Origin of the sequence: Streptomyces sp. NPDC088350 (assembly GCF_044753545.1) — a bacterium.
GTDB lineage: Bacteria > Actinomycetota > Actinomycetes > Streptomycetales > Streptomycetaceae > Streptomyces.
On the sequence record NZ_JBIVNL010000002.1, the window covers coordinates 671,962 to 685,600 of the forward strand.

At 71.5% G+C, this 13,639-nt stretch carries 11 protein-coding genes and 1 pseudogene; 8 read left to right on the forward strand and 4 right to left on the reverse strand.

The genetic code is table 11. From position 1 onward, the window contains the following. Positions 1-51: 51 nt before the first annotated feature. From ACIQBL_RS08145 to ACIQBL_RS08165, 5 genes are all read left to right on the forward strand, one after another. A complete protein-coding gene (locus ACIQBL_RS08145) occupies positions 52-942 on the forward strand; it encodes an FAD binding domain-containing protein (protein ID WP_401938196.1) in 891 nt (296 codons plus the stop codon). Then, positions 942-1,535 carry a (2Fe-2S)-binding protein gene (locus tag ACIQBL_RS08150; protein WP_401938198.1) on the forward strand — a complete coding sequence of 198 codons (594 nt, stop codon included), beginning with the start codon at positions 942-944 and terminating at the stop codon, positions 1,533-1,535. Before ACIQBL_RS08145 ends, ACIQBL_RS08150 begins: the two co-directional genes overlap by 1 nt. Before the next feature lies 1 nt (position 1,536). Beyond that, entirely contained in the window at positions 1,537-3,942 is a 2,406-nt protein-coding gene (locus tag ACIQBL_RS08155) for a xanthine dehydrogenase family protein molybdopterin-binding subunit (RefSeq protein WP_401938201.1), read from the forward strand. Positions 3,943-4,055: 113 nt separating this feature from the next. Continuing rightward, positions 4,056-5,516, forward strand: coding sequence for an NCS2 family permease (locus tag ACIQBL_RS08160; RefSeq protein ID WP_401938202.1), 1,461 nt, complete (start codon positions 4,056-4,058; stop codon positions 5,514-5,516). A gap of 121 nt (positions 5,517-5,637) precedes the next feature. Beyond that, complete coding sequence (locus ACIQBL_RS08165; RefSeq protein ID WP_401938205.1) at positions 5,638-6,789, forward strand: XdhC family protein; 1,152 nt, start codon at positions 5,638-5,640, stop codon at positions 6,787-6,789. 10 nt (positions 6,790-6,799) lie between these two features. On the opposite strand, the gene ACIQBL_RS08170 is transcribed toward ACIQBL_RS08165, so the two are convergent. Further along, positions 6,800-8,956, reverse strand: coding sequence for a PQQ-binding-like beta-propeller repeat protein (locus ACIQBL_RS08170; RefSeq protein WP_401938207.1), 2,157 nt, complete (start codon positions 8,954-8,956; stop codon positions 6,800-6,802). Between the two features lie 191 nt (positions 8,957-9,147). Between ACIQBL_RS08170 and ACIQBL_RS08175 the strand changes: the two genes are divergently transcribed. Continuing rightward, positions 9,148-9,789 carry a LysE family translocator gene (locus ACIQBL_RS08175; protein WP_401938208.1) on the forward strand — a complete coding sequence of 214 codons (642 nt, stop codon included), beginning with the start codon at positions 9,148-9,150 and terminating at the stop codon, positions 9,787-9,789. A gap of 31 nt (positions 9,790-9,820) precedes the next feature. On the opposite strand, the gene ACIQBL_RS08180 is transcribed toward ACIQBL_RS08175, so the two are convergent. Further along, positions 9,821-10,264: an SRPBCC family protein gene (locus ACIQBL_RS08180; protein ID WP_401938211.1), complete on the reverse strand. Its 444-nt coding sequence runs from the start codon at positions 10,262-10,264 to the stop codon at positions 9,821-9,823. 202 nt (positions 10,265-10,466) lie between these two features. On the opposite strand from ACIQBL_RS08180, the gene ACIQBL_RS08185 reads away from it, so the two are divergent. Both ACIQBL_RS08185 and ACIQBL_RS08190 read left to right on the forward strand, forming a co-directional pair. Further along, positions 10,467-11,477 (forward strand): DUF2278 family protein, encoded by a 1,011-nt coding sequence (locus tag ACIQBL_RS08185; protein ID WP_401938927.1) that lies wholly within the window; start codon positions 10,467-10,469, stop codon positions 11,475-11,477. An 87-nt stretch (positions 11,478-11,564) separates the two neighbouring features. Continuing rightward, positions 11,565-12,776 carry a cytochrome P450 gene (locus ACIQBL_RS08190; protein ID WP_401938929.1) on the forward strand — a complete coding sequence of 404 codons (1,212 nt, stop codon included), beginning with the start codon at positions 11,565-11,567 and terminating at the stop codon, positions 12,774-12,776. 22 nt (positions 12,777-12,798) lie between these two features. Here the strand turns inward: ACIQBL_RS08190 and ACIQBL_RS08195 are convergent, their stop codons facing one another. Then, positions 12,799-13,377 carry a histidine phosphatase family protein gene (locus ACIQBL_RS08195; RefSeq protein WP_401938214.1) on the reverse strand — a complete coding sequence of 193 codons (579 nt, stop codon included), beginning with the start codon at positions 13,375-13,377 and terminating at the stop codon, positions 12,799-12,801. A gap of 50 nt (positions 13,378-13,427) precedes the next feature. Next, positions 13,428-13,610, reverse strand: a pseudogene (locus tag ACIQBL_RS08200) (hypothetical protein); the annotation flags it as partial. Positions 13,611-13,639: the final 29 nt, after the last annotated feature.

Below are 13,639 nucleotides of genomic sequence, written 5' to 3' on the forward strand. Positions count from 1 at the left end.
CACGAACTGGCTTGATCCGTACGACCCACGAGACGAAGAAGAGAGCCGGTCATGGACTTCCTTCGCCCCGCCAGCTGGGAGGAGGCGCTCGCCGCGAAGGCCGAGCACCCCACCGCTGTGCCCATCGCGGGCGGCACCGATGTGATGGTCGAGATCAACTTCGACCACCGCCGGCCCGAGTACCTGCTCGACCTGAACCGTATCGGCGATCTCTACGAGTGGGAGGTCGGCGCCGACAGCGTGCGGCTCGGGGCCTCGGTCCCGTACACCCGGATCATGGAGAACCTGCGCGGCGAGTTGCCGGGCCTCTCCCTCGCCTCGCACACGGTGGCCTCCCCGCAGATCCGCAACCGCGGCGGCGTCGGCGGCAACCTCGGCACCGCCTCCCCGGCCGGCGACGCCCACCCCGCGCTCCTCGCGGCCGGCGCCGAGGTCGAGGCCGAGTCGGTGCGCGGCACCCGGCTCATCCCGATCGACGAGTTCTACACCGGCGTGAAGCGCAACGCGCTCGCGCCCGACGAGCTGATCCGCGCCGTCCACATCAAGAAGGCGGACGGCCCCCAGCAGTACTCCAAGGTCGGTACCCGCAACGCCATGGTGATCGCGGTCTGCGCCTTCGGACTCGCCCTGCACCCCGCCACACGCACGGTCCGCACCGGCATCGGCTCGGCCGCGCCGACACCCGTCCGGGCGAAGGCCGCCGAGGAATTCCTGAACGCCGCGCTCGACGAGGGCGGCTTCTGGGACAACGGCCGGATCATCACCCCGTCGGTCGCCAAGCAGTTCGCGGACCTGTGCGCCGCCGCCTGCAACCCCATCGACGACGTCCGGGGCACCGCGAGCTACCGCCGCCACGCGGTCGGCATCATGGCCCGCCGCACCCTGACCTGGACCTGGGAGTCCTACCGCGGCTCCGCCGCCCACTCGGAGGGAGTCGCCTGATGCGCGTCAATTTCACGGTCAACGGCCGCCCGCAGGAAGCGGACGACGTGTGGGAGGGCGAGTCCCTGCTGTACGTGCTGCGGGAGCGGATGGGCCTTCCGGGTTCGAAGAACGCGTGCGAGCAGGGAGAGTGCGGTTCCTGCACGGTCCGGCTCGACGGCGTTCCGGTGTGTTCGTGCCTGGTCGCGGCCGGCCAGGTCGAGGGCCGCGAGGTCGTCACGGTCGAGGGGCTCGCGGAGTACGCGCGGCAGCGGGCATGTGGTCCCGAGAAATGTGACACTTCGGCGCCGAGTGTCACATTTCTTCAGGATGGGTCTCCTGCCCGGCAGGCCAAGCCGACCGACTCCCAGACCGGCGAGGGCACCCGACTCGCCCCCATCCAGCAGGCGTTCATCGACGCCGGCGCCGTCCAGTGCGGCTTCTGCACCCCCGGTCTCCTCGTCGCCGCCGACGAGATGCTGGAGCACAACCCGAACCCGACCGACGCGGACATCCGCGAGGCGCTCTCGGGCAACCTGTGCCGCTGCACCGGCTACGAGAAGATCATGGACGCGGTGCGCCTGGCGGCGGCCCGGCAGGGAGAGGCGGTCTGACATGTCTGACATCTCCGTAAAAGGCGCCCCCATCGGCACTCCCACCAAGGTCACCCAGGGCTCCAAGACCAAGGGCGGCATCGGCGAGTCCACGCTCCGCCCGGACGGCACCCTCAAGGTCACCGGCGAGTTCGCGTACTCCTCCGACATGTGGCACGAGGACATGCTCTGGGGCCAGATCCTGCGCTCCCCGGTCGCCCACGCCGAGATCGTCTCCATCGACACGGTCGAGGCGCTGAAGACGCCGGGCGTCTACGCCGTCATGACCTACGACGACCTCCCGACCGACGTGAAGAACTACGGCCTGGAGATCCAGGACACCCCGGTCCTCGCGCACGGCAAGGTCCGCCACCACGGCGAGCCGGTCGCGATCGTTGCCGCCGACCACCCGGAGACCGCGCGTCGCGCAGCCGCGAAGATCAAGGTCGAGTACCGCGAACTCCCGGTCATCACCGACGAGTTGTCCGCCACGGCGCCGGACGCGATCCTCGTCCACGAGGGGCGTACCGACCACCACATCGGCCATGTCCCGCACCCGAACATCGTCCACCGCCAGCCGATCGTGCGCGGCGACGTGGCAGCCGCCCGCGAACGCGCCGACTTCATCGTCGAGGGCGAGTACACCTTCGGCATGCAGGACCAGGCGTTCCTCGGCCCGGAGTCGGGCCTCGCGGTCCCCGCCGAGGACGGGGGCGTCGACCTCTACATCGCCACCCAGTGGCTGCACTCCGACCTGCGCCAGATCGCGCCCGTGCTCGGCCTGCCCGAGGACAAGGTCCGCATGACACTCTCCGGGGTCGGGGGCGCGTTCGGCGGTCGCGAGGACCTGTCGATGCAGATCCACGCCTGCCTGCTGGCCCTGCGCACCGGCAAACCGGTGAAGATCGTCTACAACCGCTTCGAGTCCTTCTTCGGCCACGTCCACCGCCACCCCGCCAAGCTCTACTACGAGCACGGCGCCACGAAGGACGGCAAGCTCACCCACCTGAAGGCCCGGATCGTCCTGGACGGCGGCGCCTACGCGTCGGCCTCCCCGGCGGTCGTCGGCAACGCCTCCTCGCTCGGTGCCGGACCGTACGTCATCGACAACGTCGACATCGAGGCCATCGCCCTCTACACCAACAACCCGCCCTGCGGCGCGATGCGCGGCTTCGGCGCGGTCCAGGCGTGCTTCGCCTACGAGGCCCAGATGGACAGGCTCGCCGACAAGGTGGGCATGGACCGGGTCGCGTTCCGTCAGCTCAACGCGATGGAACAGGGCACCGTCATGCCGACAGGGCAGGTCGTCGACTCACCGGCCCCGGTCGCCGAACTCCTGCGCCGCGTCAAGGCGATGCCCATGCCGCCCGAGCAGCAGTGGCTCGCCGCCGGAGAGGCCGCCGACGTACGGCAGTTGCCGGGCGGCCTGTCCAACACCACGCACGGCGAAGGCGTCGTACGCGGGGTGGGCTACGCGGTCGGCATCAAGAACGTCGGCTTCTCCGAGGGCTTCGACGACTACTCAACGGCCAAGGTCCGTATGGAGGTTGTCGGCGGCGAGGCGGTGGCCACCGTACACACCGCGATGGCGGAGGTCGGCCAGGGCGGGGTCACCGTCCACGCGCAGATCGCCCGTACCGAGCTGGGCGTCACCCAGGTGACGATCAACCCGGCCGACACACAGGTGGGTTCGGCGGGATCGACCTCGGCCTCCCGGCAGACGTACGTCACCGGTGGCGCCGTGAAGAACTCCTGCGAGCTGGTCCGCGAGAAGGTCCTGGAGATGGGCCGCCGCAAGCTCGGCACCTACCACCCGGCGTGGGCCACCGCCGAACTCCTCCTGGAGGGCGGCAAGGTCGTCACCGACGCCGGCGAGGTCCTCGCCGATCTGGTCGACGTCCTCGAAGGCGAGGCCGTCGAGATCGAGGCCGAGTGGCGGCACCGGCCGACCGAGGCCTTCGACCTCCGTACCGGACAGGGCTTCGGGCACGTCCAGTACACCTTCGCCGCGCACCGCGCCGTCGTCGAGGTCGACACCGAACTCGGCCTGGTCAAGGTGATCGAGCTGGCCTGCGCGCAGGACGTCGGCAAGGCGCTCAACCCGCTGTCCGTGATCGGCCAGATCCAGGGCGGCACGACCCAGGGTCTCGGCATCGCGGTCATGGAGGAGATCATCGTCGACCCGAAGACCGCCAAGGTCAGGAACCCGTCCTTCACGGACTACCTGATCCCCACCATCCTCGACACCCCGACCATTCCGGTCGATGTGCTCGAACTCGCCGACGAGCACGCCCCGTACGGGCTGCGCGGCATCGGCGAGGCACCCACCCTGTCGTCGACTCCGGCCGTACTGGCGGCTGTTCGGAACGCGACCGGGCTGGAACTGAACAGGACACCGGTACGCCCGGAGCACCTCACCGGTATGTGAGCCTCCGAGTCCCCTTGTTCGTCTCGGGCCGTCCCCCGGGTCGTCCATCCCAAATCCCGCGCACCGCCGACGGCGGTCCGCGAGTGCCCCTGTGAACCTTGGGAGATGGCCCCATGACCCAGCAGTCAGTGGAACCCAGGACCGCCGCCGAGGACGCGGGTGAAGGAACCCGCGTCCCGGCCGGCCGGTCCTGGCTCGACCGTTATTTCCACATCTCGAAAAGGGGATCGACCGTCGCGCGTGAGGTGCGCGGCGGAGTCACCACCTTCATGGCGATGGCGTACATCCTGCTGCTCAACCCCCTGATCCTGTCCGGCAAGGACGTCGCGGGGGACACGCTCGGCCAGCAGGGCCTGATCACCGCGACCGCGTTCGCGGCGGCCCTCACCACGCTCCTGATGGGCTTCGTCGGCAAGGTGCCGCTGGCCCTCGCCGCCGGCCTGTCCGTCTCAGGGGTGCTCTCCTCGCAGGTCGCCCCGCAGATGACCTGGCCGCAGGCGATGGGCATGTGCGTGATGTACGGCGTGGTCATCATGCTGCTCGTCGTCACCGGCCTGCGCGAGATGATCATGAACGCGATTCCGCTCGCGCTGAAGCACGGCATCACGATGGGCATCGGCCTGTTCATCGCCCTCATCGGCTTCTACAAGTCCGGGTTCGTGCACCAGGGCAAGGCCACCCCGGTGACCCTCGGCCCGGCGGGCGAACTCGCGGGCTGGCCCGTCCTGTTGTTCGCCGGCACCCTCCTCCTCATCTTCATGCTCCAGGCCCGCGACATGCCCGGCGCGATCCTCATCGGCATCATCAGCGGCACGGCCGTCGCCGCGGTCCTGAACGCCGCCGGGGTCATCGACCCCAAGCAGTGGGCGAGCGGCGCCGCCCCCGAACTGCACGGCAGCGCGGTGTCCATGCCGGACTTCTCGCTCTTCGGCCAGGTGGAGTTCGGCGGTTGGGGCAGGGTCGGCGCGATGACGGTCGGCATGATCGTGTTCACGCTCGTCCTGGCCGGTTTCTTCGACGCCATGGCGACCATCATCGGCGTCGGCACCGAAGCCCAACTCGCCGACGCCAAGGGCCGGATGCCCGGCCTGTCGAAGGCGCTGTTCATCGACGGCGCGGGCGGCGCGATCGGCGGCGTGGCGGGCGGCTCCGGCCAGACCGTCTTCATCGAGTCGGCGACGGGCGTCGGGGAGGGCGCGCGAACGGGCCTCGCCTCGGTCGTCACCGGTCTCTTCTTCGCCGCCTGTCTCTTCTTCACCCCGCTCACCGCGATCGTCCCGCAGGAGGTCGCGTCCGCCGCCCTGGTCGTCATCGGCTCGATGATGCTGATGAACGCCCGGCACGTGGACTGGGCCGACCGCGCCACCGCGATCCCCGTGTTCCTGACGGTAGTGGTGATGCCGTTCACGTACAGCATCACCGCGGGCGTCTCCGCGGGAGTCATCTCGTACGTCGCCATCAAGACCGCCCAGGGCAAGGCACGGGAGATCGGCCCCTTCATGTGGGGCCTGACGGTCGTCTTCCTCGTCTACTTCGCCCTCCACCCCGTGGAGAGCTGGCTGGGCGTGCGGTAGCGCTCCGCTGGGAGAGCCGCGATGGGCCGGTGGTCCGCCGCAGGTCCGTCGTGGCTGGTCGCGCAGTTCCCCGCGCCCCTTCGGGGCGCCTGTCCCTGACCTCGTTTAAGGAGACCGAGACATGCTGGACATCGCCGAGGAGCTGAACCGGTGGGTCGTCGACGGACGCGACTTCGCCGTAGCCACCGTCGTGGCCGTCGGCGGCAGCGCACCCCGCCAGCCCGGCGCCGCCCTCGCGGTGGACACCGACGGCACGGCGATCGGCTCGGTCTCCGGGGGCTGCGTGGAAGGCGCGGTCTACGACCTGTGCCAACAGGCCCTCGCGGACGGCGAACCCGTCCTCGAACGCTTCGGCTACAGCGACGAGGACGCCTTCGCCGTCGGCCTCACCTGCGGCGGAGTCATCGACATCCTCGTCACCCCGGTACGGGCGGCCGACCCCGCCCGCCCGGTGGTCACCACCGCGCTGTCCGCCGCCACCCGCGGCGAGGCGGCGGCACTGGCCCGCATCGTCTCCGGCCCGGCCGAACTCCTCGGCCGCGCACTCGTCGTACGCCCCGACGGCTCCTACGACGGCGGGTTCGGCGCCCACCCCGAACTGGACCGTACGGTCGCGGCCGAGGCCGGTGCCCACCTGGACGCGGGCCGCACCGGCACGGTCGAGATCGGCGAGCAGGGCTCCCGCTGCGGGGCGCCGCTCACGGTCCTGGTCGAGTCCTCGGTGCCGCCGCCCCGGATGATCGTGTTCGGCGCGATCGACTTCGCCTCCGCACTGGTCCGCATCGGCAGGTTCCTGGGCTACCACGTGACGGTGTGCGACGCCCGCCCCGTCTTCGCCACCCGGACCCGCTTCCCCGACGCCGACGAGATCGTCGTCGAGTGGCCGCACACGTATCTGGAGCGCACGGACGTCGACGCCCGCACGGTCCTGTGCGTCCTCACCCACGACGTCAAGTTCGACGTACCGCTCCTGCGGCTGGCCCTCCGCCTCCCGGTGGCGTACGTCGGCGCGATGGGCTCCCGCCGCACCCACCTCGACCGTAACGAGCGGCTGCGCGAAGTCGGCGTCACAGAGCTGGAGTTGGCGCGGCTGAGGTCCCCGATCGGTCTCGACCTGGGCGCCCGTACGCCCGAGGAGACGGCCCTGTCGATCGCCTCGGAGATCGTCGCCAACAGGCGTGGCGGCAGCGGGGTCTCCCTCACCGGCGCGCACACGCCGATCCATCACGACGGGACGCCGGCGAGGGTGGGGCGGATCGGGTCGGTGGCCTGAGAACCGGCCGTCAGCGAGGGAGACTCGGCCGGTCCGGTCGTACGGAGAAGGCCGTGTCGCCCGCCACCGCCACGAGCGCGTCCTTGACGAGCAGGACGTACGGGACGGTCTCGTAGGCCGAGTCGCCGGGGTTCCGGAGGGCGGAGGTGCGCCGGCGCACCGCGCCCGTGCTGACGTTCAGGGCCAGCAGACGGCCGAACCGGTTGGAGAAATACAGGGTGTCGGACTTCGCGGACAACACCGGCGCCGACAGGTTCTCGATGTCCGTCCCGCGCTGCCACAGGCGCTTGCCGTCGCTCGCCCGTACGGCGGTGACCGTTCCGTTGGGGCGGACGAAGTAGAGGACGCCCTTGACGAAGGTGGGCGTGCCGCGCGTGCCGGCCGGCAGCAGGACCCGCACGCCCCCGCCGGCGGGGTCCACCTCTTCCAGGACGGTGTACGCCTGGTCCTCTCCGCTGCCGAAGGAGCCGTCCGCCAGCTTCGGCACCGCGAACACCAGCAGTTTGCCGCTCACGCCCAACGGTTCGGCCCCCGTGGGCAGTTGGGTGATCTCCTTGGACGTGCCGTCCGCCGGGTCCAGGCGCAGCAGACCGACATCGTCCTTGGCGGGATCGTCCGCCGGAGTGCACAGGCCGTAGGGGGCGCCGCCCAGCACGGCCGGAGTGCAGGCGTTTCCGACCGTCGACTTGGCGGGCGCGGTCCACAGCGCGCGGCCCGCATCGTCGTAGGCGACGAACTTCGTGGCGTTCTCGTCCATCGCGAGGATTCCGCCGTCGAACAGGACGGCGTTCCGGTCCTCGCTGACCGGGTGTTCCCACAGCCGGCCGCCGGTCTTCGCGTCCAGGGCCACCAGGCGCCGGGTGATGTAGGTCGCGGTCGAGTCCGGCTTGACGTAGGTGTAGACGCGGCCGTCCCGGACACCGACGGGGCGCGAGGTCTCCGGGCTGGTGCCCGACCGCCAGCGGACCTTCCCGGAGGCGGCGTCGAGCGCGGTGACCGTGAAGCCGGTACCGGCGCAGTACACGGTGCTGCCGCCGCCCGCCACGCAGCCGGACTCGCCGTAGTCGAGGGGATCGCCCTTCTTGGCGGTGAGCAGGCTCGTCCGCCACGGCTGCCAGCCGGTGGGCAGGGATACGGCGGTGGAGGCCGACGGCGAGGGCGACAGCGCGTCGTAGGGGCCCGGGGACGGGGCGCGGTCCGACATCCAGTGCAGGGTCGTGAGGCCGAGCGTGGTGACGGCCAGGGTGGTGGCGAGGGCGATGACGAGCCGCCGGCCCCGGCGCGGGCGCCGTCCGGCGTCCGGGACGGTCGTGGAGGTGCCCGGCCGGGGGCGTTCCGTTCCCGGAAGGTCCGCCGCGGTGAAGTCGGACAGGGCCAGCAACAGGCCGTGCAGTTCGGTCAGTTGGGGCCGGGCCGCCGCGTCCTTGTCCAGACAGCGTTCGGCGATGCCGCGCAGCGGTTCCGGCACGCCGTCCAACTGCGGCTGCTCGTACATGACTTGATAGCCCGTCAAGTACGGGCTGGCGCCGTCGAAGGGGCGGTTTCCGGTGGCCGCGTACACGAGGAGGGAGCCCAGCGAGAACACGTCGGAGGCGGCGGTGACGTCCCGGGGCGCGGCGAACTGCTCCGGGGACATGAAGGGCGGCGTGCCGATCAGCCGCCCGGTCACGGTGAGCGTCTCGTTGTCGGCGGCGCGGGAGATGCCGAAGTCGATGACGCGGGGTCCGTCCTCGGCGAGCAGGACGTTGCTGGGCTTCAAGTCCCGGTGGACGACACCGGCTTGGTGGATGTCCCGCAGTGCCTCGACGAGCCCCAGCGCCAACGTGCGCAGCGCCTGTCCGCCCAACGGGCCGTCTTTCTCGACGACTTCGGCGAGCGTGCGGCCCGGCACGTACAGCGTGGCCATCCAGGGGATATCGGCGTCCGGGTCGGCGTCCACGACGGGCGCGGTGAACGCTCCGCTCACCCGGCGGACGGCCGCGATCTCCTGCCGGAAGCGGGCCCGGAACTCCTCGTCCAGCGCGTACTGCGCGTGCACGACCTTGACCGCGACCTGGCGGCCCGAGGCCGACCGCGCGAGATACACGACGCCCATCCCGCCGCTGCCCAGCCGGTCGACCAGTGTGTATCCGCCGATCGACTCCGTGTCCCCGGGACGAAGCGACATCCGCCGGTCACCTTTCCTGATCTCCCGTGCCCGGAAGGGCCGTTCAGGGCCCTCACACTAGAGCGTTTGTTCCCGCCACCGGACATCGACCTCGTCGGCCACAGCCACCTCGTCGACCTCCTCGGTCACATCGATCTCGTGGGGCCGGGAAATGGGTTGCGGCGCAGGGCGCTCCCGTCTTGCATGGCCCCATGGTGTCCACCGACCGACTCGTCGCCTTCGCGGCCCTGTCCTTCCTGCTGATCATCGTCCCCGGACCCAGCGTGCTGTTCGTGATCGGGCGGGCGCTGGCCCACGGCCGCCGGGCCGCGCTGACCACCGTGGTGGGCAACACGCTCGGCGCCTACCTGCTCGTCGTGGCCGTCGCGCTCGGCGTCGGCTCGCTGGTGGAGCGCTCGGTGCTCGTCTTCACGACACTGAAGCTCGCCGGCGCCGCCTACCTCGTCCACCTCGGGATCAAGGCGTGGCGTCAACGCGGGTCGCTGCGCGCCGCGTTCACCGGCGAGGACACGGCCCCGCACAGCGGTCTGCGCACCCTGTGGGAGGGGTTCGCCGTCGGGGTGGCCAACCCCAAGACGATCGTGTTCTTCGCCGCCGTACTGCCCCAGTTCGTGGACCGCGACCAGGGCCGTGTGACGGCGCAGATGCTGCTGCTCGGCCTGGTCTTCAACCTCATCGCCGTGATCTCCGACAGCGTGTGGGGGCTGGTCGCCGCCACCGCACGGGACTGGTTCGCGCGTTCCCCGCGCCGGCTCTCCGCGGTCGGCGGGGCGGGCGGGCTCACGATGATCGGCCTGGGCGTGACGGTCGCGGTGACCGGCCGCAAGGACTGACTCCGTAGAGACGCTGTGCGGACCGTGTCCGCTACGACGACCGTCTCAGCAGCCCGTTCACCGCCCGTCCGAACATCGACCGCGCCGCCCACCGCAACGGCCCGTCGAGGAGGCGCGGCAGGAAGCGGACCCGCAGCTCCTCCTCCCAGACCACGCGGCTACGGCCCCCCGGCCCCGGCCGGACCTCGATCTCCGCCCAGCCCAGGACGACCCGCCCCCGCTTCTCCAACCGGACGAGGCCCGGCTCGTCGTCCGACGGCGGGCGCCACACGGTGACCTCCATGCGGTCGTCGAAGGTGAAGGGGCCGAGGCCGGTGCGGGCCACGAAGACCGTGCCCTCGCCGGTCGGCGGGGGAGTGACCACGGTGACCCGGGTCAGCGGGACCACATCGGCGTGGCGCGGCCACTCCGTCAACCGGCGCCACGCCTCCTCCAGGGGAAGCGGTGCCGTGCGTTCAAGACGGAAGTTGACCATGTAGGGATCGTAGAGAACCTGTGGTGATCGGCGATACGTTCACCGGCGGCTCACACCCATGGCCTAGCGGTTCATAGGCACGCAGACGTACACCGGACAGCCGCCCCGAGTTTCCCCGCGCCCCGGCCGGAGCGGGCGCCTCCCCCCTACGCTGTGTCCCATGGGCGGGCATCCCGCCTGCCCGCAGGGGGAGTTGGTCGTCATGCCACTGAAGGCCTACGGCGTACTGATCACACGGGCGGTCGACACGAGGCGCGAGGGCGCCGCCGGTACACCGCACTACCAGATCCATCTCACGGACGACTCGGGCACACACTTTCGGGCCGCCGTCAACGTCCTGTCCCAGGAGAAGCCCTCCGAGCTGCTCTACCTCGTCAGCGAGGACTTCCAACACCCGGTCACCGCACGTCTGGAGAGCCTCCCGAGCGGCTGGAACACCCTGCTGCCCGGACCCGGCGGCCCCAACCTCGACTTCGTGCGCGGCAACCTCTTCGACCCGGCGCAGCTGCGCACGCTGCCGCCGGACGCGAGCGGTCCCGACAACGACCTCGCCGACCTCCTCGACCACTACGTCCGGCGCGCGGTCGACGACCCGGACGCCCGGCTGTACGTCTTCGGTGAGCGCTTCGGCCCCGAACCCACCGTCAAGGACAAGGTGTTCGGGTTCCTGCCCGGCAACGGCGTCCACGACATCCACATGAACCAGGGCAACAGCCGCCGCTTCAGCGGTGACGACGGGGTCTGGCAGGACGGCGGCATCCTGATCCACTTCCCGGCGCAGTCGCGCTGGGTCGGCATCTTCCTCGCCTTCCAGAGCCAGTCGTGGCACACCGACGACACGACCGGCCACACCCTGGAGGGCACCGACGGTTCGCGCAACGAGCCCGGCGGGCAGCCCGTCCGCGTCGTCGCCGCCCTGGTCAACCCGCGCGGCCCGGCGCCCGAGGCGGAGAACGTCACCCTCCTCAACGCCTCGCCCGATCCGCTCGACCCCACCGGCTGGCGCGTCCGGGACCGGCTGGGCCACTCCTGCGCGGTACCGCCCGGCACCCTCGCCCCGGGCGCCACCCTGCTCGTCCCGCTCACCGACGGCGTCCAACTCGGCAACCAGGGCGGCGAGATCACCCTCCTCGACGCCAACGGCCTGAAGGTGCACGGCGTCTCGTACACCGCCGAACAGGCCGCGCGGGAGGGCTGGACCGTGGTGTTCTGACCCTGCCCGGAACTTCCCTTCCGTACCGCACGCGCGTACGGCACCATGAGCCCGACCCGCACCGCACCACCGGCCGAAGGGCGTCCCGTGGACCGCGAACCGCACGCCAGGCTCGACGAGTTGCAGCGGGACCCGTACCCGCACTACACCCGGGCGCGACAGACCGAGGGTCTCACCCGCCTCGCCGAACTCGACGCCTGGCTCGTCGCCCGGGACGCCGACGTACGCGAAGTCCTGCGCCGCCCCGAGGAGTTCTCCTCGGCGGTGGCCCTGCTGCCCGACGTGATGCCGTCGCCCGCCGCGCTCGCCGTCCTCGGCGGCGGCTTCGGCGGGCGGCCCGTGGTCGTCACCGCGGACGGCGCACAGCACCAGCAACTGCGCGCGCCCATCGTCCGCGGCCTCTCACCGGCCCGCGTCACGGCCGTCCTGCCCTACGCGGCCGAGCGCGCCGCCGCCCTCGTCGACACGTTCGTCAAGGACGGGCACGTCGAGCTGATGTCGGCGTACGCCAAGCGGCTCCCCGGAGAGGTCATCGGCAGGATCGTCGGCCTGGACCCCGCCGACCTGCCCGGGGTCGTCCACGGCGGCCTCCGCGCCGAGGAGTTGCTGTTCCGCCCCCTGGAGGAGGACGAGCAGATCGCCGCGGCCGAGGACGTCGTCGCGATGCAGCGGACCCTCGACCGGTACGTACGGGCGCGGTACGACCAGCCTCGCGAAGACCTCTGCTCCGAGCTGATCGCCTCCGTCACGGACGGGCCGCCGACCCTGGAGCATCGGCACCAACTCGTCGCCCACCTCCAGAACCTGCTCATCGCCGGACACCTCACCACCACCGCGCTCATCGGCACGACCGTCCTGCATCTCCTCCGTCACCCGCGCCAGTGGGAACTGCTGTGCGCCGAGCCCGACCGCATCCCCGCGGCGATCGAGGAGGCGGCCCGCTACGACACCGCGCTGCAGGGCTTCCGCAGGATCACCACCCGGCCGGTCACCCTTGCCGGCACCGAACTCCCCGCCGGGGCGACGCTGTTCGTCGCCTTCGGCGCGGCCAACCGTGACGAGACGCGGTACGCGCGCGCCGACACGTTCGACATCACCCGCACTCCCGGCCGCCACCTCGCCTTCGGCTTCGGCGTGCACAGCTGCCCGGGCTCCCAGCTCGCCCGCGAGCAACTCCGCGTGACTCTGGAGGAGTTGACCCGCCGCCTGCCCGGCCTACGGCTGGCGGAGCACCGCCCGGTCACCATGCGGCCGACGATGATCCACCGTTCGCCGTACGCCCTGCACCTGAACTGGTGAGCACGGCGGTTCCCGTCCCGAACTAGCAGCCCGCCGCGCCCAGTTCCCGCCCGAGCCGCAGATTCCATCGCCCGGACCGTCCGCTGAGGTCGGTCGCGGTCAGCGGCGGTACGTCGAGCCGCCAGAAGGCGGGTCCGGCCGCGTCGAGGACCGTGACCGCCAGCGCCCGTACCATCTCCTGCTCGACCACTGCGAGGATCCGGCCCTCGAACTCCGCCGCCGCGTCCAGCCACCGGGCCGCCCGCGCGCACAACGCCCGCACCGACTCGCCCCCGTGGGGCGCCGCGCCCGGGTCGGTCAGCCAGACCGTCACCGCGTCCGGCTCCCGGCCCATCACCTCGTCGAGCGTCAGGCCCCGCCAGCGGCCCATGTCCAGGCCCGCCAACTCCGGTTCCGGTACGGCCGTCAGGCCGAGGGCGGACGCCGTGTCCCGGCAGCGCGCGGTGGGGGAGACCAGCACCCGGTCGGCCGCGCGGAGCGAGCCGGCGGCGGACTCGGCGCGGGCCGTACCGCTCGCGTCGAGCGGGCCGTCGTCGTCGAACCGGGTCTCCCGCAGGGACCGGTTCATCGCCGGCGAGATCAAGGTGATGCGGCTGGTCACGTGGGTGCTCCAGTTCTCCGGGCGGTGGGGGACATCGTCTCGCGGGCACCTCACGGCGGGGCGGGGAGGGCGTCCTCCCGGCCGCCCCGCCGGTCGGATCGGGAACCCGTCAGCTCCTCGCGGACCGTGCGGGTCGCGGCGACCAGGTGCTCCAGGGACGCCCGGGTCTCGGGCCGGCCGCGGGTCTTCAGACCGCAGTCCGGATTGACCCACAGCCGCTCCGCCGGGATGGGCGAGTTTTGGCTTTCGGCCGGTGGGGGCT